This window comes from Alkalimonas cellulosilytica, from assembly GCF_036325985.1.
Taxonomy (GTDB): domain Bacteria; phylum Pseudomonadota; class Gammaproteobacteria; order Enterobacterales; family Alteromonadaceae; genus Alkalimonas; species Alkalimonas cellulosilytica.
On sequence record NZ_JAUHLI010000016.1, the window covers coordinates 16,437 to 34,465 of the forward strand.

An 18,029-nucleotide genomic window follows, 5' to 3' on the forward strand; every position below is an offset into this window, starting at 1 on the left:
CCTGTTAATGCAAAATATTGGGCAGCGCCAGCCGGAACAATGGAATTTCAACCTGAAACTCCTGCTGGGTTTGATCCAGCATGATGTAGTGGCCTTGCATGGTACCGACCGGCGTTTCCAGAATGGCACCACTGGTGTAACTGTATTTTTCATTCGGTGCCAGCACTGGCTGCTCGCCAACCACACCGTCGCCATCGACCTCGACCTGTTTGCCATTTGCATCGCTGATTAACCAGTGTCGGCGAAGCAGCTGCACGGTTTCAGCACTTTTATTTTCTATCTGGATGCTGTAAGCAAAGACATATTTATGCTCATCAGGCACTGACTGGGCCGCGATGTAAAAGGTCTCGGCTGTCACCAGGATATCTGCTGGATTCATAAGGGCTTACTTTCCTGTTGCTGAGTGGCTAGCCAGCGGCCAATGCGGATAAAATCATCGACCGACAACTGTTCCGGGCGCTGGCCCGGATCAAGACCAAGCGCTTCCAGCTGCTCAGCCGTAGCCAGATTGCCAAGGCAGTTGCGCAGTGTTTTACGGCGCTGATTAAACGCTTCCAGGCAGACCTGATTCAATAAATGAACCGGTACCTGCTCCGCTTCTGGCCGGTTGCGGGGGAGCAGTCGTACTACGGCAGAGTCTACTTTGGGGGCTGGTTTAAAAGCGCCTGGGCCAACTTCTACCACCGGTAAAGCCTCACAATAATATTGCGTCATCACAGTTAAGCGGCCAAAGGCTTTACTGCCAGGTGCAGCTGTCATGCGTTGCACGACTTCCTTTTGCAACATGAAGTGCATGTTTTCAATCAACGGGCAAAAGTTGAACAGATGAAACAGTAGCGGCGTTGAAATATTGTACGGCAGATTGCCGAATATTTTCATTTTTTTACCAGGCTGAGCCAGGCTGGCAAAATCAAACTTCATCGCATCAGTCTGAATAATCGTAAGTTTATCCGACAAGGTTGGATGCTGCTCAAGACGAGCGGCCAAATCCCTATCCAGCTCAATCACCGTCAATCGATCGGTACGCTCGGCCACAGGTTCGGTAATGGCGCCAAGACCCGGACCAATTTCAATTAGTATTTCACCGGCTTGAGGGCGAATGGCTTTGACAATGCGTTCAATCACGACAGGATCGTGCAAAAAGTTCTGCCCAAAACGTTTTCTGGCTTTGTGTTCTGGTTGGTTCATTAGTTTAATGTTGCTCCGGCGGTGCTGGTGGCTGCACGCTGAATTAGTTGAATCGCTTGCTCGACAGCATGCAATAAGCTGCCTGGATCGGCCTGACCTGTTCCGGCCAAGTCCAGTGCTGTACCGTGATCAACCGAGGTACGGATTAAAGGTAAGCCCAGGCTGATGTTGACCGATTTGCCAAACCCCATATGCTTAAGTACTGGCAATCCCTGATCGTGATACATCGCCAGTACGGCATCGGCATCGTTCAGGTACTTGGGTTGAAACAAGGTATCCGCGGGTAAAGGGCCGACCAGATCCATGCCTTGCTGTCGCAACTGCTCCAGCGTAGGAATAATGATATCGAGCTCTTCGCGTCCCAGATGCCCATTTTCTCCGGCATGCGGGTTCAGACCACACACATAAATGCGCGGCTGAGCAATACCAAACTTGCTTTGTAAATCCTGATGCAATACCTGCAGAACCACTTGCAACCGCTCTGTGGTAATGGCTTTGGCAACGTAAGCCAATGGGATATGGGTAGTAGCCAGCGCGACTCTTAGTCCTTTTGTGGCCAGCATCATAACGACATGGCTACTGTTGCACTGGTGAGCAAAGAACTCGGTATGGCCACTAAAGGGGATACCTGCCTGATTGATAATACCTTTATGAACCGGGCCAGTGACGATAGCGGCAAAAGCCCCGGCGATGGTTTGCTCGCCAGCAAAGCGAAGTGTGTCAACCACGTAGGGGCCATTGGCTTCATTCAGTACGCCAGGCTGCACTGCTTCAGCGGTTGGGAACGATGCCAGCGTCAGGCTGCCGGCGCGTTGGGGCTGAGCAGGCTTATCTGGATCATAAGGCAAAAGCTTAACCTTTACTCCCAATAACCGGGCTCTTTGCTGCAACAGCTCGGCATCTGCACAGACCACCAGTTCAACCGGCCAGTCACGACTGGCCAGTTGCAGCACCAAATCAGGGCCTATACCCGCCGGCTCACCGGGAGTGATACCAAGACGCTGCGTCATGGTTTAATCCAGCACTTCAATGTAGGCTTCATCACGAAGCTCTCGCAGGAAAGTGGTCGACTCTTCATTGAAGCGGCGATTGAAAATCATCCGGTAAATTTGCTCGCGTTGCCGATCAGCCGTCGCATCAACAGAGCGGCGTTCCAGCACTTGCACTACATGCCAACCATGCTCGGTTCTGAATGGCTCGCTGATTTCATTGAGCTCCAGGCTACGCAAGGTGTCGCGAAACTCAGGTACAAAAATGTCCGGCTCTGCCCAGCCGAGGTCACCACCATTGTTGCGTGAACCCGGGTCTTCTGAATGTTCACGGGCAAAATCGGCAAAGCTGACAGCGCCATTGCGGAAATCTTCGACAAAACGGGCCAGCCGGTCGCGCGCGCGCTCTTCACTCAAAATAATGGAAGGGCGAATAAGCACATGGCGTGATTTGATCTCTTCGATTTCAGCAACGTTTTCACCACGGATATCAAAAATGGTCAGGATATGAAAGCCTGCGCCGGAGCGTAATGGACCTATCATTTCGCCCCGACGTTTTCCGCGGATAGCTTCAGCGAATAAGGTTGGCATTTCATTGATGTTCATCCACCCCATATCACCACCTTCCAGAGCACGGCTGCCGGACGATGAGGTAATGGCTTGTTGACGAAAGTCGGCACCTTCCCGAAGTAACTCGAGCACACGCTCGGCCTGGCTGCGAGCTACTTCAATATCTTCGGTACTGGCCTGGCTGGGTAAACCGATTAGAATGTGGCCGATGTTGTATTGCTCGGAGCTGGCACCTTGCTCTTGCATCACCCGCAGTAAACTTTCAACCTCCTGGGGACTGATATAAATACGACGCTGTACGGCATTGCGCATTACTTCGTTGGTGGTGATTTCTTCCCGCAGGCGCTCGCGAAACTGCTGATAACTGCCTTCCTCTTGCTCCACTTGCAGGCGGAACTGATCCAGGCTCATGCCTTCCCCCGCGGCGATACGTTGAATGGTCTGATCCAACTGAGCATCGCTGATCTGCAGGCCCATGCGATTGGCCATTTGCATTTGTAAGTTGGTTTGAATTAAGCGCTCCAAAGCCTGTACCCGTAACACTTGATCAGAGGGTAACCCCTGACCCTGAGTGGCCGCATTCCGCTTTACGCGTTCGACCACTTCCCGGACTTCAGACTCAAGTACAACACCACTGTCTACAATGGCAGCGATCCGATCGATTTCCCGTTCAGCTGCATGGCTTTGAGGCCAGGACAGCAAGCAACCGACAAGTACAATACAGGACAATAATCTCATAAACCCCTACACTAATTATTCAATAAATATGGACGGCGATAGCTGAAGATGCCATTAGATAACATGTCTGTGACGGCAAAACCAGCATTATCACCAAAGCCTTTTAACACAAATTGCAGCGAAATACCGTGATCAAACCGGCTTGGAGCGGCGAAGTCTAAAGCCTCTCTGCCGAGCTCTGCCATAATTTGGCGCCGGGCAACCACGCGCACGGCCCAGCAACAAGACTCGAATTGTAACCCTAGATGCGCATCCAGTAATTGACTGCGCTTTAAGTCGTAATAATAACTGGCAACCAGTTGCCACTCATCGGACACTGGCATAGTGCCCAGTATGCCAAGCTGACTGATTTCGTAGTCTGAGACAGCCTGACTGTAACGATGGTTCAACTGAAACAGTTTTTTGTCACTGCCACGGTAATCCAGGGTGGCATTGCTCTTCACCAGTGTGCGACTGTCACTATCGTACTGGACACCGGCACTGACAAACCAGCGATGGTGCCATTGCCACATGGCTTCGGCGGCCAACATCGACTCAATACTGGTCAGGTTCTGTTGGTGGGGGTCGTCCTGTTCCGTTGGTTGCTGTAGAAAAATAATCTGTCCCAGGCTAAAACGAAATTGCTCACGATCAGAGCCATCATAAATGCGGCTGGTGGCGCCCAAAGTCAGTTGATTGGCTTCATTGATCCGATCCAAACCAGAAAAACGATTCTGCCTAAAAAGGCCATAATAATCATCTTGCAGCCGTGTGGTATCGTACAGGCCAATATTGCTCTGATCACGGTAGGGCACATAGAGATATTGCAACTGAGGTTCCAGTGTCTGGGTACCACCTGAGTTGCCTTGCAGTGCACGTTCAAAGTTCAGCTGAGCACGTAAACGGAACTTAGGCAAAGTACGTTGTACCCGGCTATCTTCAGGCAATAAAAACTGATGGCTGTTTTGCTGGTAACGGGTGTGCATCAGGCTGGCTTCTGCCACCAGTTCTGCGCCTGGTGTGATCCAGGGTAATCTGAGCTCTGGCTCAAAATGGGTTCGGTGTGCTGAATGGATCAGAGCAGCATCATTGCGAAAGTGGGCATAGTTTGCCTGCCAGTCCAGTTCAAACCAGGCAAGCTGAATTGCTTCGGCTGCTCGGAGCTCTAGCTGCGGTACGGCCATATAGGCTTTGTCATAGTCACCCAGCACCGAGAACCCTTGCAACTGCATGCGTGCCAATATTTGCTCACCGAAATAGGACAGGTTCGCCTGTTTTAGAAGCTGTGTATCAGTGGGGTTGACATGATCAGAGCCAAGGTCGGTAAGGTAGGCATCATCACTGATTTCAGTGACATCAACCGTTGCACGCCAGCGCGGGTTAAAGTCGCTCAGTTGTTGATAGTGTCCCAAATAGCGCTTGCCAAGCGCTGACCTGTCTTGATCTTTGTGCATGTACTCGAGGTGCATCAGACCCTGATGGTCTTCTGTCAGATAGCGGAACTCGGATTTTAGCTGGTAGCCCCGGCTAGTCATAATGCGGGGCGTTAAAGTCATATCGTAATTGGGTGCCAGGTTCAGGTAATAAGGTAGCTCCACATCCACGCCCAACCGCTGTGAATTACTTAACTTTGGCAATAACAAACCTGTGCGGCGCTCATCGGAGATAGGAAACGACAAGTAAGGTAAGTAAAGGACAGGCACATCTTTGACCCGAAAGACCGTATGCCAGGCTTCACCCCAACCTTCATCCGCATTCAGTTGAATGCGGTTTGCGTGTAAAGCCCAACTGTTATCTCCATCCGGACAGGCAGTAAAGCTGGCGTGCTCCAATTGCAGGTGCTGTTCAGTGGCAGCCAACACATCGGCTGAACCACGACCTGCCTGCTCAACTAACTGATAGTGCGCCTCGGATAGCTCGACGCGGTTACTGGCCAGATCGGCAAGAAATTGCTCGCTGCGAACGGCGATGACGGAGCTGAAATAATCAATGCCTCCTTGCGCCAGAATTTGTTGTCTACCTTGGTCGAAACTGGCCTCTGGTGCTTGCAACAGGGTGTCGCGATAACTGACCTGCACGGCACCATCAAAGCTGGCAAATTGGTTGTTGCGTAACCGTAATCCTTCAGATTCGATGCGTACCTGGTTGTTGTAGCGATCCAACTCGGTAAATGCTGCAGGCTGAACCAGTGGCGTGTAACAACGTAGCAGGGCCAGTTCCGACTGCGTTTCCGGCGCTTGTGCAGCAATCCCCGTGTGCTGGAGACTGATTAGGGCCATCAGGCAGCCTATTGCAGGGCTGGTCAAGCGAAACGTCATTTGTTAGTTAAACCTTGATTTGTATTTGGGAGTACGTGCAAGTGCTTATGATAAAGCAAATTGCTTTACCCCGCTATGCTGTTCTGCTGCCAGGGCGCAGAAACACTACGTTCTGGGCTGGTACAGTATCTTGGTACTGGTATAATGGGCAACCTATCCAGTTGAACCGTGGCTACTGAATGGAGGTTGTCTGGCTATTTGTGCAGGTAGAGTGCTTCCCAAGGCTTTGAAGGAGTTTTTTGATGTGGGGTAAAATTCTTGGGGCCTTATTTGGTATGGCTATTTTGCGCTTACCCGGACTTTTTATTGGTTTGCTGGTCGGCCACTGGTTTGATCGGGCGCTGAGCCGGCAATTTGAACGTCAAGGTGGTTTCCAGCGCTTGTTTCGTAACCAGCCGGAGGCGCAGGGTATTTTCATGTTCAGTACTTTTGCTGTCATGGGACACCTTGCCAAGTCATCTGGAGTAGTTACGCCGGCGCATATTCGTCAGGCCCAGCATTTTATGGAGCAACTTGGCCTAAACGCGGTTCAGCAAAAAGAGGCTCAGGCAGCATTTCGGGACGGCAAAGCCAGTCATTTCCCTTGGCAACAGCAACTGCAGGAACTAAAAGAAGCCTACCGCAACCGGCCCGATGTATTGATGCTGTTCTTAGAGATACAGCTGGGGATAGCACTGGCTGATGGCAAAGTAAGCCCTGTGCAGCGTACGATTTTGCGTCAAATGGCAGAGCAACTGGATTTTTCAGCACTGCAGTTTGAGCAGATCCTTGGTCGTTATGAAGCCGAGGCCCGTTTTACTCACCGGCGTCACCAGGGGCGCAGTACACAGCAATCAGTCTCAAGTCTGGCAGATGCTTACGCCTTACTGGGGGTGTCTGACAGCTGCAGTGAAGCTGAGTTGAAGAAAGCTTACAAACGATTAATGGCGCAGCATCATCCGGATAAATTGATCGCCCAGGGGATGCCAAAAGAAATGCTTGAGTTGACCAAACAAAAAGCTCAGGAGATACAAGCAGCTTATGCGTTGATCAAGCAACGCCGTTCGCGTTGATCTCTTTTTCATCATTTATTTTTCAGAGGTAGCGTGCATGCAGATGGATGCCAGTTGGTTGCAACGTTTGAAAATTATTGAGCAAAGTCGTTATTTTCAGGGCTTTGTGATTGCGGTTATTGTGATTGCTGCGCTGGCTGTAGGCGCAAAAACCTATCGCTTACCCGTCTGGTTGGAGCAGAGCATTAGCGTGCTTGACGTAGCGATTACCCTATTCTTTCTGGTTGAAATCAGCATCCGTTTTTTATCGGCTGAGCAGAAAAAGCGTTTTTTTTATGATGGCTGGAACCTGTTTGATACCTTGATCGTGGTGGCCAGTTTAATTCCGCTACCTGACAGTGAGATGGTGGTCATTGGCCGGTTGCTACGGGTATTACGGGTTCTACGCCTGGTGTCGATCGTGCCGGAGCTGCGCTTTTTAATCAATGCTCTGCTCAAAGCCATTCCAAAGATGGGCTATATCGCCTTGTTAATGTTTATCATTTTCTATATTTTTGCCGCGGTTGGCTCCATCTTTTTTGCTCATATTGATGAGTTTCTTTGGGGGGACATTGCGATTTCGATGCTAACCCTGTTCCGGGTAGCAACGTTTGAAGATTGGACCGATGTGATGTACGACACCATGGAGGTGTATCCACTCAGTTGGATTTACTACATCGTGTTTATTTTTCTGACGACCTTTATTTTCCTCAATATGATGGTGGGGGTGATTCTAGAGATTATGACCAATGAAACCAGAAAAGAAGATCATCAGCAACAAGAAGACCATCACACTGAGTTGCTGCAGCAGCTGACAGCGCTGCAGCAACAGGTAGCCCGGTTAAACAGCCGGCTGGATCAGCAGCAGGATACTGCAGGTAGAGCAGGGGAAGGTTGAGCAGCGGTAGCTGCTGCGGGCAGCAGATAATTGTCGAAAGTGAATACCTCCGAACTTTCCAAAGCAACTTTGCGATAGCCTTCGCCCTCCTCCAGCACCACAACCTCACTGGTCACTGCATAAATAGTGCATTGATCGGTGGGGAGGAGCTCCGCAAGATAACGAGCCATAGCCCGTAACTGCGAGCTGGCAGCCAGGCGACGGGTTTCTGCTTCATCATGGCAGACATGAGCCTGTTCCATCAGTGTCATTGTGCTGCCAACACTGCTAACAGGTTCAGGAATGACTTCAACTGGCGCCACTACGACAGGCGTAGGGGCAGAACAGGCCTGCAGCAGACCAAGTCCTGCCAAAGTTAATAGAGTTCGGGTTGTATTTTTCATTGTAGATACCAAAAGAATGCATGGAGGGGAGCTCGTTACAGATTATAGACCAAGATAGCTGAGCCAGCCATACACCTCTTTATACATGACTTGTTGTGTGGTTTCCAGCTCGGCATGTCCTGTTATCAGGCGCTGACGATATAATAAGTTGGCATGCCGATGACTCCACTGGCGGCGAAGTTCGAAAGTGCTGGTGATATGCAGGTAATCACGGTGATGTGCTAAGTCAAGCACCGGTATCGTCTGCCGTGAGATGCGTTGTGCCAGCTCGCGGTTACTGGCTGGATCCATATGGTAACTGCTAAGGAAGACCAGCGCTTCTGGTTGCCTGGGTTGCTGGGCCCAATCCAGTTGGCTCAGCAGATAGCCGCTTTGCCCTTGTGCCAGGATCACCAGATGGCCAGCTTGCCAGGCTTGCTGGCTTAACACCAATTGCAATTGTTGTTGGAACAGAGAGAGTGTTTCGCCATCGTCACTATCTGCTGCTGTGTTTGCAAGGGCCGGATAGTTGGGCAGGACAGCAACGGTTGACCAGCCATGCTGATTCATTGCATGCCGCAGAAAGTTGATCTGGCGTGGGGAAGCCGGGTGCTGGCTTGGATCCGGTAATAACACCAGCGTGCCTTGTTGGTAAGGTGTCATGGCTTCTCGATGTATTACCAGTAATCTGTCTGAGGCTTCGCCAATGAGGTGCAGTTCCCAGTCGGGCAGGTAATGCTGCAGATCAGCCTGCAGCCAATTTGATTGGGTTACTGCTGCTGCCGTCAGGCCGGGTAATAACAACAAAAGCAGTGCTACGAAACCAAAGAATTGCATCTGTAGCTCCAGCTGGGTGATGGGTCAGAGTCCCTTGTATCGGCCAGCAGAAAAAAAAGTTAAAAAAAACCGCTGACTGGCAGCGGTTTTTTTATGCAAGAGACCAGCGATTAACGCATTACAGGCTCTTTGATGCGTGCTGTTACCAGAGCTTCAATGCGCTGGTTGGCACGATGCGCTTCACGAGTAGCGCCTTCCATACGAGGACGACTGAAGCCGTAACCTACTGTGCTGATACGAGAACGCTCAATACCATGGGTGTTCACCAGCAAATCTGCAACGGCACGGGCACGACGCTCTGACAAACGCTGGTTGTAATCAGCAGCACCAATGCGCGAGGCGTGACCTTCAATTTCAACAGTCGCTGTTGGGTAGCGTTTCAGGTAGTCAGCCAGACGGGCAACATCAGCACGTTGCTCGCGGGATACTTCAGCAGAGTCGAATGCAAACAGAACGCGGATTTCTGCACTGCCGACACGTTGCTCAACTTCCTGATACACAGTACAACCACGCTCATCAACTTTGTGGCCACGAGGGGTGTTCGGGCACTGATCTAGATGATCTGGTACGCCATCACCATCTGAGTCAACCACTGCTGGCTGAGTTGGAGCTGGAGCTGGAGCTGGCGTTGGAGCTGGAGCAGATGAGCTACCAAACACATAAGTAAGGCCTGCTTTAAGACCTGCATCAGCAAAGCCACTCTTTCTCAGCTCTTGGTACCGATTTGCTTCAGCATAAAAGGCTAAGTTTTCGTTCAAAAAAGCACGGTAACCAATACCAACATTCAGTGCATCAGAATGATGCATATCAAAATGTTTGTAACCACCAACCAGATACAGGTTAGAGTTAGTTAAATGGTACATGGCATCAATACCAACACGATTGCCAGTTACACGATCACTGGTTAATTTGTTTTTCAGGCGCTGACGAGCATACTCAACACGAACAGCCCAGTTCTCATCAAAACGGTAACCAAGCTCAAGACCAACACCTGGTCCACGGGTCAGATAATCCCATTCCACATCACGGGTTTTCTTACGATCCGGCATGTAGTATTCAGCGAATACTGAGCCAAACATACGCTCTTGCAGCTCTGCGGCTGATGGGGTATTAGCGTAAGCTGTACCAGCCATCATTGGCAAAGCAACAGCAACAGCTACTGAACAAATTTTACGTTTCATCCAATTCTCCTTTAGGTGAAGTCTTACTTGCCAATTTTATAGGGAAAATGCTTATTTAACAAACCAATCCCGTAAATAATGCAGACAAATCCTTAAAAACGACAGTTTCTGATGGTCATAGCTATCTTAAGCAAACAAGCTGAACCCCAGGTTAACAAAATGCGCTAAGTGTAGCATCTTTTCACCTTGTTGGCAGTGGGGTTTGTATTTGGATACCGCTAAAATTGACAGTCGCTATGAAACCGAAGCCAGTTGCCGTGATTTGGGTGATAAAACTGCAGTGACTCTGCGTGAAGTAACAACCGCTCCTTGGCAGGAAGCGCATGGTCATTGTAAAATTTGTCACCCACGATCGGATGGCCAAGCCATTGCATATGTACCCGTAGCTGGTGGGAGCGGCCCGTTACAGGGATCAGTGCAACTTTGCTAGCTGTATTGGTCTGTGTCAGCAGCTGAAAGTGGGTACAGGCTTTTTTCCCCTGCACAAAGCACACTTTTTGTTGTGGCCGTTTTGGCCAGTCACAAATAAGGGGCACTTCAATGGTTCCTGTTTGCACCGCTAACAAGCCTTCTATCCAGGCAATATAGCGTTTTTGCACCTGCCGCTCAGCAAACTGGCGATTTAAATGGCGTTGACTTTGCAAGTGCATGGCCATGACAACCAGCCCAGAGGTCGCCATATCAAGCCGGTGCACAACCCGGGCGGTCGGGAACACCCGTTGTACCCGCCAGCTTAAACTATCCTGGTGCTCAGGAGCCTTGCCCGGTACCGATAACAGGCCACTCGGCTTATTCAGTACCAGAATGTCATCATCCTGGTAGAGAATCTCCAAATAAGGGTGTAGTGGTGGTTGGTAGTCAATCAGCATGCTGGTCTAGGGTTTATCATGACTGACGATCACCAAACGGATGGCATCGAGCTTTAAGCGTGCTTTAGCAATGTAGTGGCAAAGGTCCGTCTGCTGTTGTTGCAAAAAAGCAATTTCCTCCAGCCGCACGGCTGGGTTCACCTGCCGTAGCTGTTGTAAGCGCTCAACTTCGGCGCCTAAGGCCTGTTGCATGCAGTGCTGAGCTTGCTGCTGAATAGCAGGAAGTTGTTGTAGTGCTATTTGTTCAGCTTGAGACAGGCTATTATCGAGCTGTTTACGCAGTGCTTTGACAACTTTTGCCGCCCCCTGTCTGGCGAGGGGTGCCAGTTGCTTCTCCAGTTGGGAAAATGACACGGCTTTGGCTAGATCGCGTCCCTGAGGATCCAGTAGCAAACGCATAGGAGTTACGGGTAAGTAGCGTCCCAGTTGCAGCTTAGCGGGTGCAGTCGCTTCAACCAGATAGATTAACTCCAAAAACCAACTGCCAGCTGGCAAGGCCGGATTGTGCAGCAAAGCGACGCTGTTATTACCGCGCTGTTGTTCTGTCAAATAATCTAAGGTGCTTAGCACCATTGGGTGATCCCAACTTAAGAATTGAATATCTTCCTGAGCCAGTGCTGTAGCACGGTCGAAGGTAATACTGATGCCATCTTCGTGCAAGCCAGGACAGTAACTGTCTTCCAGCTGTTCGGATGGTTTCAGGATCAGACAAGTATCGGAGCGCTCTTCCTGTTGAACACCCAATTGATCCCAGCTTTGACACATGAAAAGAGCAAGATCAGGCTGGTTATCCTGTTTGGCCAGCTGCTGACTGAGCAAACCGGCACGGGCCCCTCCCGATGAGTTTAGTTCCAGCAGTTGATCGCGACCTTGTTCTAACTGCTGTTGCAGCTGCTGTTGCAGCGCTGTGCTTTGGCGTAACCAGTCAGCCAATTGCTCAGGTTGCCAGCCTGGTGTTTGTAGTAAGGACCAGAATAAGTCCGCGGTTTGCTGAAACACGGCTGCACCAGTCTGGCAAGTATGAGCAAACGCATTGAGTACCTGATGATACCATTGCTGTTGATAATCCTGAGCCGATTGTTTGAAGTACAGAATATGCAGCAGAATGTCTTGCTGTTGGCCAATCCGATCCAGCCGGCCAATGCGTTGTTCCAGCAAATCCGGGTTCAGCGGTAAATCAAACAACACCAAATGGTGCGCAAACTGAAAGTTGCGGCCTTCACTGCCAATTTCTGAACACAGCAATATTTGTGCGCTGTAATCCTGCTGCGCAAAATAAGCTGCTGCTTTATCCCGCTCCAGTATACTCATGCGCTCATGAAAAACTGCAGCGCGAATGCCTTCGCGTTGCATCAAGGCTTTATCCAGCTCCATGGCGGTTTCTGCATGGGCGCAGATAAGCAGGAACTTATCTTTTTTATGCTGTTTCAGCAGCTGGATTAAGGCATCTATCCGTGGGTCAAGCTCGGACCAGGTACTGCCTGGATGCTGTCGACTGTACAAACGCTCAGGCGTGAGCAGGGCTTCAAGTTCTTTGGATGCAACGGTAGTTTGCCGAAGTTGCTCTGCACTGTCTTGATAGGCAGCTGGCATATCAAGCCCGATAAAACAGGGGGTGCGTTTTGGAAAGCCGGTGATGGTGCGGCGACTGTTGCGAAACAGGATACGCCCTGTGCCGTGACGATCCAGCAGTGGTTGCAGAATTTGCTGTTGCAGTTGTGACCGTGTTGATGACTCAAGCCCTGTAAGTTGCAGTTGTTGCAGTGGTAAAGTTAAGCTGGGATCCTGCAGCAGTTGCTGTAGGCCTGCTGCCGTTGCAGCTGACAGCGGGTCCTGCTGTAACAGCTGTTCGGCTAATGTCGCTATCTGTTGGAAATGTGTTTCTTGCTCTAAAAATGCCTGATAATCATAAAAACGATCGGCATCAAGCAACTGCAAGCGGGCAAAGTGACTGCGGTGGCCTAATTGATCCGGGGTGGCTGTCAGCAAGATAATGCCTGGGATCTGCGCTGCCAGCTTGGCTACGCATTGATAAGCCAGGCTGGGTGCTACGTCATCCCAGCTCAGGTGATGAGCCTCATCGACCACCAACAAATCCCAGGAGGCAGCCTCCGCTTGCGCCAGCCATTCGGGCGAGTTGCTCAAAAATTCCATGCTGCATAATACGATCTGGGCTGTTTCAAAAGGATTTTGTTGATCGAGAGCGCTTTGTTCACAACGCTCTTGATCAAAGATGGCGACTGTCAGATTAAAACGGCGCAGCATTTCTACCAACCACTGGTGCTGCAGTGACTCAGGTACCAGAATCAGGACGCGTTGAGCCAGGCCGCTGATCAGTTGCTGGTGCAGGATCAGTCCTGCCTCTATGGTTTTACCCAGACCGACTTCATCGGCCAACATGACACGCGGAGCATGACGTTTGGCGACTTCTTCAGCGATGAAAAGCTGATGCGGAATAAGGCTAATGCGAGCTCCCGCTAGCCCCCGCAACGGATCCTGTTGTAACCGATGCAACTGTTGCTGGCTTTGATAGCGCAGACTAAAGGCTTCCAGCCGGTCTATCTGACCAGCATACATACGGTCTTGTGGTTGGCTAAAGCTCAAAAAGTGGTCGAGGAGGATTTCGCGTAGTTGCGTGTGCTGCTGATTGTCGTTACGAATACCGTGATACACCAGAGTATCAGCCACTTCTTCAACCTGGCTGATGGTCAGCTCGAAGCCTTCAGCGCTGCGTACCCTGTCGCCGGCTAAAAAGCGAATACGCGACAGAGGAGCCTGTTGTCTGGCGTAGCAACGTTGCTCGCCGCTGGCAGGAAATAAAATGCTGACGGTGCGATCATCCAATGCCACTACCGTCCCTAAACCTAAATCGGACTCACTCTCGCTGATCCAGCGCTGACCTAAAGCAAACGACATGATGTATCCAGTAACGAACAGGGGGCGCTATGGTACAGGGAAATGGGCTGTTCTGCACCCGGAAACTCGCATCTTCAGCTGGCATACTGCACGTTGTCATGCAGTGGTCATGCGGTTGTCTTAGACTTGTCATCGACTGTTTGCTGTTTTTTTGTGCGGTTGAACTGAGAATTGCCAGCGCTCTTAGCAGCTTGCACTATCCTTAATCAGAAGCTTACTTGCAGCCTGTGTGCCCTCAAGGAGATTTTCATGGTGAGAAAACGAAGTAAGAAAATTTATGTGCTTGATACCAATATACTTCTTCATGAGCCGTTTGCGTTTTTAAATTTTCAGGAACACGATGTCGTTATTCCAATGACCGTGCTCGAAGAGCTGGATCATATCAAAGACCGCAATAAAGATGTCAGCCGGGATGCAAGGGTGGCCATTCGGGCATTGGAGGATGTACTGCGGGATGCCAGCCCGGAGCAAATGCTGCATGGGGTGGCTTTGCCATTGCATGGTGAGCAGAAAATATCGGGTCATCTTACCATCATCAATGATCACCACTTAAAAGATGAGTTACCCGGCCTGCCCGGTGGCGAAAATGATCATTTGATCATCAATACGGCTTTGTATTTGCAGCGTGAGCGTAGTCCGCAAAAAGTCATTCTGGTGACCAAAGACATTAATATGCGGCTTAAAGCCAAAGGAGCTGGTTTAAAGCTGGTGGAGGATTACCGTACCGACCAGTTGATAGACGATGTTCGCTTTTTGTACAAAGGTTATTACCGGTTTCCGGGTGAGTTCTGGGGGCAGGTAAAAGAGTGTCAGACCGAACAAAAAGATCGTGATATCTTGCACTTGCTGGAGCGGCAATTGCTGCCGGATGCCTATATCAACGAATTTCTAATCGATGAAGCGGAGTCTTTCGCCGGCCAGGTGGTTGCTATCAATGAGCAGAAAATTCGGGTTCGGGATTTAGGCTATGAGCGCATGATGCACCGACATGCCTGGGGGATTACTCCCAAAAATATTTATCAGGCCATGGCGCTGGAGGCTTTGTTGGATCCCAACATGGACCTGGTGATCCTGACAGGCCCGGCGGGTTGTGGGAAAACCCTGATTGCACTGGCGGCTGCCCTGGAGTTGGTGATTGAAAAGGGGCTATACGACAAAGTAATTGTGACGCGCAATACCCCGGAAATTGCCGAGTCGATAGGTTTTTTGCCCGGTACAGAAGAAGAGAAAATGGCGCCCTGGTTGGCGGCCATTACCGACTCGCTGGAGGTATTACACAAAACTGATGAGCATCCCCATGCCAGTGTGGGTTACATCATGGATAAAGCCAATATTCAGTTCAAATCGGTTAATTTTATGCGTGGCCGAAGCATTCAGAACGCCATAGTGATTCTGGATGAGTGTCAGAACTTAAGTGCAGCTCAGCTCAAGACCATTATCACCCGCTGTGGTGAGGGGACCAAGTTGATTTGCTCCGGCAACCTCAGCCAGATAGACAGCAACTACCTGACTGCTGTGACTTCGGGTTTAACCTATATTGTTGAACGTTTCAAAAATTTCCCGGGCAGTGCCACCATTAATTTAAATGGCGTGGTCCGCAGTCGGCTGGCGTCTTTTGCAGAAGAAAATTTATAGTTTACGGTAATTGACGATACCAGGTTGCAGATACAGCTGATAATGCTTAGCAATCTCACCTACCTGTTGTAAGGCCGGCCCGGTTGGGTCGGCCAGTACAAAGTTTTGCCCGTCCAATCTTAGCTGTTGGTCACTACTTTGACTCTGCATCCCTATGCCAATGATCGCGTGCTCAGGTAAATACACGATAACCAGGGGTACATCGGGTAACAGCAAGCGCAGTAGAGCTGCCATCAGCACCACTTTACTATCACAGTCGCCCCGGTGTTGCTGAATGAGTTGTAGAGGGGGCAAGAAGCCTGCAGCGGAGCTCATATTTCGATCGTACAGTTCCTGATAAGGGATCCGCTGCAACCAGTCCAGTAAGAACTGGCTAATTTCCCGGGTGGTAGTGTAGGGGAATTTTTGCTGCAGGGCAGCTGCAACCGGCAGTAAATCATGCAGAGCATCGGCGACAATGCGCGGATGGTCGATCATAATCACCCGACGATTGGGCTTTAGTGTCAGCTCGGTATGATAAATACGCTGCAAGTAATCTTGTCTGGCTTGCTGCAGATGCGCTGTTAGCTGTTGTTGCAATACACGAGCATCTGCAGCGTGCCTGGCTGTTACCTTCAGTGGCAATGGGAAGCCAGTTGGTGGCAGTTCCACCTGAATGCCTGCTATGTTTTGCCTGCCTAACTCCTGTTGCAGGGCCTGACGCATCAGCGTATGTTCCAGTTGAGGCGAGTAGCGGCGAAAACTGCTTATATGCTGGTGCACACTCTGCTCAGGCAGTTGAAATGAAAAATTAACGGGTTGCCCTTGCTGGTGCCAGGAATAGTGGTAGTGCAACTCACCATCCTGACTGCTGCCTCGTTGCAGTTGCATGCTGGCAAATGCCGGGACGGCAACACATGCTAACAGCCAAAACCAGAAAAAATACGTTGTAATCTTGGTCACTTGCACCTTTTTGATTGCTGCCGCCAAAGCAGTAAGCTTAGCCCTAACAGGCCAAAAATACCAAGGCTTCCGCCGTAGCTTTCTACCACGGTCAGTACCTGTTGATCGCGTTGATAATCTTCCAGTGGCAAATCAGCCAGAATGAGCTCGTCATAGCCAGAGATTTCAGCCACTAACCAGCCGGTACTGGCATCATACAGCCGAATGATCAGATCGTAATAGCCGGCCGGATAGTGTGCCTCCAGAGTGGTATCAATGGCAAACCAGTCATGTCGGCTTTGGCGATACAGGGTGAAAATCGAGCTAATATGAAACAGTTGCTCCGCCCGGCCTGGCCGTTGCAGGCTAAACTCGGCCCAAACAGGCAGGCTGGACCTGTTGGTGTCTGCATCGAACTTCAGGTAGAGCTGATGATAAAAACCGTTGTTATTGAAATCACCACTGAGCTCCAACTCTAGGCGATGAAACCAGACATCGGTACTGTAACTTTGTGCACTGACCAAGCCGGTTGCTTCATCCATGGCTTCGGATTCGGCAGTACCACGTTGTTCCAGGGTGGTACTGACAGGTTGTTCAGCACCGAGGCTGGAGGCAGTGATTAACAGCAAGACACTTAGTAGCAACTTCATGGCTATTCCTTCCTTTCTCTCTTGCGTACAATACTAGGTATAGAGTGAAAGGCATGAATCCCTGCTGAACTAGAAGGAACCAAGGTGACCAAGCTAAGCCGTAGCTGGCATATCGAGAAAAAAGTTGTTGCGATACAGTTCTTAGCCGAACAAGTGCCAGTATTATCCAAAGGCCGGCTGAAAGATGCGATGGCAAAAGGCGCCGTCTGGTTGCAACAGGGAAAAAAGCAAAAGCGACTGCGTCGGGCGCAAGCTGAATTACTCCCTGGCCAGACGCTGGCGCTGCATTATGATGCGGAAATCCTGCAACGCTCGGCTGGGCACAGCCAGTTATTGCTGGATCAGCGTGCCTATTCTGTCTGGTGGAAACCGGCTGGTGTGTTGTCGCAAGGCAGCCTCTTTGGTGATCATCTGTCTTTGCTGCGACAGGCTGAGTTGCAAACAAAGCGGCCAGTGCATCTGGTGCATCGGCTCGATCGGGAAGCCAGTGGCTTGCTTTTGGTGGCTCACAATGCCGCGGCTGCTGCCAGTTTAAGCCAGCAGTTTCAGCGCGGTCAGATCAAGAAGCTCTATCATGTGGCGGTGCAAGGGCGGTTATCCGATGCGCTTAAAAATGCGGGCGAACTGACACTGATGTTGGATGGCAAAGCCTGTGTGACACGGTTTGTTGTATACAAACAGCTGGAAAGTGGGGTTAGCTGGCTAAAAGTAGACTTGCTGACCGGGCGCAAGCACCAAATTCGTCGCCATTTTGCTGCTGCTGGCCACCCTGTGATGGGAGATCCGCGCTATGGTAATGCGCACTCAGCGGCTGATACCTTAGCCCTTCAGGCAGTTGAGCTAGGCTGGTATTGTCCAGTTAATAACACAGACAAAGTATTCCACTTACCCGAGGCATTGCGTTTGTTTGCAGGCTAAAATTGCGTCAGGCTTGCCATGCTATCACT

Annotated in this window: 16 protein-coding genes; 4 read left to right on the forward strand and 12 right to left on the reverse strand. The window is 50.5% G+C overall.

Annotation, left to right across the window (positions count from 1 at the left end; translation table 11 throughout):
* Nucleotides 1-4: 4 nt before the first annotated feature.
* Genes apaG through lptD form a run of 5 tightly spaced genes read right to left on the reverse strand, consistent with a single transcriptional unit; the run spans nucleotide 5 to nucleotide 5,743 of the window.
* Nucleotides 5-379: a Co2+/Mg2+ efflux protein ApaG gene (gene apaG, locus QWY20_RS14920; protein WP_330129795.1), complete on the reverse strand. Its 375-nt coding sequence runs from the start codon at nucleotides 377-379 to the stop codon at nucleotides 5-7.
* Nucleotides 376-1,188 carry a 16S rRNA (adenine(1518)-N(6)/adenine(1519)-N(6))-dimethyltransferase RsmA gene (rsmA, locus tag QWY20_RS14925; RefSeq protein WP_330129796.1) on the reverse strand — a complete coding sequence of 271 codons (813 nt, stop codon included), beginning with the start codon at nucleotides 1,186-1,188 and terminating at the stop codon, nucleotides 376-378. Before rsmA ends, apaG begins: the two co-directional genes overlap by 4 nt.
* On the reverse strand, nucleotides 1,188-2,198 hold the full coding sequence (pdxA, locus tag QWY20_RS14930; protein ID WP_330129797.1) for a 4-hydroxythreonine-4-phosphate dehydrogenase PdxA: 1,011 nt from the start codon (nucleotides 2,196-2,198) through the stop codon (nucleotides 1,188-1,190). Before pdxA ends, rsmA begins: the two co-directional genes overlap by 1 nt.
* Before the next feature lie 3 nt (nucleotides 2,199-2,201).
* Entirely contained in the window at nucleotides 2,202-3,485 is a 1,284-nt protein-coding gene (gene surA / locus QWY20_RS14935; protein ID WP_330129798.1) for a peptidylprolyl isomerase SurA, read from the reverse strand.
* A gap of 11 nt (nucleotides 3,486-3,496) precedes the next feature.
* Nucleotides 3,497-5,743, reverse strand: a complete 2,247-nt coding sequence (gene lptD / locus QWY20_RS14940) for an LPS assembly protein LptD (protein ID WP_330129799.1) — start codon at nucleotides 5,741-5,743, stop codon at nucleotides 3,497-3,499.
* A 281-nt stretch (nucleotides 5,744-6,024) separates the two neighbouring features.
* Here lptD and djlA point away from each other — a divergent pair, with 281 nt between their 5' ends.
* Both djlA and QWY20_RS14950 read left to right on the forward strand, forming a co-directional pair.
* Complete coding sequence (gene djlA / locus QWY20_RS14945; RefSeq protein ID WP_330129800.1) at nucleotides 6,025-6,834, forward strand: co-chaperone DjlA; 810 nt, start codon at nucleotides 6,025-6,027, stop codon at nucleotides 6,832-6,834.
* 37 nt (nucleotides 6,835-6,871) lie between these two features.
* A complete protein-coding gene (locus QWY20_RS14950; RefSeq protein ID WP_330129801.1) occupies nucleotides 6,872-7,711 on the forward strand; it encodes an ion transporter in 840 nt (279 codons plus the stop codon).
* Here QWY20_RS14950 and QWY20_RS14955 read toward each other — a convergent pair.
* From QWY20_RS14955 to rapA, 5 genes are all read right to left on the reverse strand, one after another.
* Nucleotides 7,672-8,094 carry a hypothetical protein gene (locus tag QWY20_RS14955; protein WP_330129802.1) on the reverse strand — a complete coding sequence of 141 codons (423 nt, stop codon included), beginning with the start codon at nucleotides 8,092-8,094 and terminating at the stop codon, nucleotides 7,672-7,674. The two genes, QWY20_RS14950 and QWY20_RS14955, sit on opposite strands and share 40 nt — an antisense overlap.
* Nucleotides 8,095-8,136: 42 nt before the next feature.
* Nucleotides 8,137-8,910 carry a DUF3530 family protein gene (locus QWY20_RS14960; protein WP_330129803.1) on the reverse strand — a complete coding sequence of 258 codons (774 nt, stop codon included), beginning with the start codon at nucleotides 8,908-8,910 and terminating at the stop codon, nucleotides 8,137-8,139.
* A gap of 110 nt (nucleotides 8,911-9,020) precedes the next feature.
* Nucleotides 9,021-10,091: an OmpA family protein gene (locus QWY20_RS14965; RefSeq protein WP_330129804.1), complete on the reverse strand. Its 1,071-nt coding sequence runs from the start codon at nucleotides 10,089-10,091 to the stop codon at nucleotides 9,021-9,023.
* Nucleotides 10,092-10,309: 218 nt separating this feature from the next.
* A complete protein-coding gene (locus QWY20_RS14970) occupies nucleotides 10,310-10,960 on the reverse strand; it encodes a pseudouridine synthase (protein WP_330129805.1) in 651 nt (216 codons plus the stop codon).
* 6 nt (nucleotides 10,961-10,966) lie between these two features.
* The gene (gene rapA / locus QWY20_RS14975) at nucleotides 10,967-13,876 is read right to left on the reverse strand and encodes an RNA polymerase-associated protein RapA (protein WP_330129806.1); all 2,910 of its coding nucleotides are present in this window, start codon (nucleotides 13,874-13,876) and stop codon (nucleotides 10,967-10,969) included.
* 249 nt (nucleotides 13,877-14,125) lie between these two features.
* Here rapA and QWY20_RS14980 point away from each other — a divergent pair, with 249 nt between their 5' ends.
* Nucleotides 14,126-15,511 (forward strand): PhoH family protein, encoded by a 1,386-nt coding sequence (locus QWY20_RS14980; RefSeq protein WP_330129807.1) that lies wholly within the window; start codon nucleotides 14,126-14,128, stop codon nucleotides 15,509-15,511.
* Here QWY20_RS14980 and QWY20_RS14985 read toward each other — a convergent pair.
* On the reverse strand, nucleotides 15,506-16,381 hold the full coding sequence (locus QWY20_RS14985; RefSeq protein ID WP_330129808.1) for a hypothetical protein: 876 nt from the start codon (nucleotides 16,379-16,381) through the stop codon (nucleotides 15,506-15,508). The two genes, QWY20_RS14980 and QWY20_RS14985, sit on opposite strands and share 6 nt — an antisense overlap.
* A gap of 68 nt (nucleotides 16,382-16,449) precedes the next feature.
* Nucleotides 16,450-17,082, reverse strand: a complete 633-nt coding sequence (locus QWY20_RS14990; protein WP_330129809.1) for a choice-of-anchor H family protein — start codon at nucleotides 17,080-17,082, stop codon at nucleotides 16,450-16,452.
* An 84-nt stretch (nucleotides 17,083-17,166) separates the two neighbouring features.
* On the opposite strand from QWY20_RS14990, the gene QWY20_RS14995 reads away from it, so the two are divergent.
* A complete protein-coding gene (locus QWY20_RS14995) occupies nucleotides 17,167-18,000 on the forward strand; it encodes a pseudouridine synthase (protein ID WP_330129810.1) in 834 nt (277 codons plus the stop codon).
* Nucleotides 18,001-18,029: the final 29 nt, after the last annotated feature.

Excerpts from the sequence above, each read along its gene's own strand:
- apaG (WP_330129795.1), bottom strand. The coding sequence starts at position 379 with ATGAATCCAGCAGATATCCTGGTGACAGCCGAGACCTTTTACATCGCG.
- rsmA (WP_330129796.1), bottom strand. The coding sequence starts at position 1,188 with ATGAACCAACCAGAACACAAAGCCAGAAAACGTTTTGGGCAGAACTTT.
- pdxA (WP_330129797.1), bottom strand. The coding sequence starts at position 2,198 with ATGACGCAGCGTCTTGGTATCACTCCCGGTGAGCCGGCGGGTATAGGC.
- surA (WP_330129798.1), bottom strand. The coding sequence starts at position 3,485 with ATGAGATTATTGTCCTGTATTGTACTTGTCGGTTGCTTGCTGTCCTGG.
- lptD (WP_330129799.1), bottom strand. The coding sequence starts at position 5,743 with ATGGCCCTAATCAGTCTCCAGCACACGGGGATTGCTGCACAAGCGCCG.
- djlA (WP_330129800.1), top strand. The coding sequence starts at position 6,025 with ATGTGGGGTAAAATTCTTGGGGCCTTATTTGGTATGGCTATTTTGCGC.
- QWY20_RS14950 (WP_330129801.1), top strand. The coding sequence starts at position 6,872 with ATGCAGATGGATGCCAGTTGGTTGCAACGTTTGAAAATTATTGAGCAA.
- QWY20_RS14955 (WP_330129802.1), bottom strand. The coding sequence starts at position 8,094 with ATGAAAAATACAACCCGAACTCTATTAACTTTGGCAGGACTTGGTCTG.
- QWY20_RS14960 (WP_330129803.1), bottom strand. The coding sequence starts at position 8,910 with ATGCAATTCTTTGGTTTCGTAGCACTGCTTTTGTTGTTATTACCCGGC.
- QWY20_RS14965 (WP_330129804.1), bottom strand. The coding sequence starts at position 10,091 with ATGAAACGTAAAATTTGTTCAGTAGCTGTTGCTGTTGCTTTGCCAATG.
- QWY20_RS14970 (WP_330129805.1), bottom strand. The coding sequence starts at position 10,960 with ATGCTGATTGACTACCAACCACCACTACACCCTTATTTGGAGATTCTC.
- rapA (WP_330129806.1), bottom strand. The coding sequence starts at position 13,876 with ATGTCGTTTGCTTTAGGTCAGCGCTGGATCAGCGAGAGTGAGTCCGAT.
- QWY20_RS14980 (WP_330129807.1), top strand. The coding sequence starts at position 14,126 with ATGGTGAGAAAACGAAGTAAGAAAATTTATGTGCTTGATACCAATATA.
- QWY20_RS14985 (WP_330129808.1), bottom strand. The coding sequence starts at position 16,381 with ATGCAACTGCAACGAGGCAGCAGTCAGGATGGTGAGTTGCACTACCAC.
- QWY20_RS14990 (WP_330129809.1), bottom strand. The coding sequence starts at position 17,082 with ATGAAGTTGCTACTAAGTGTCTTGCTGTTAATCACTGCCTCCAGCCTC.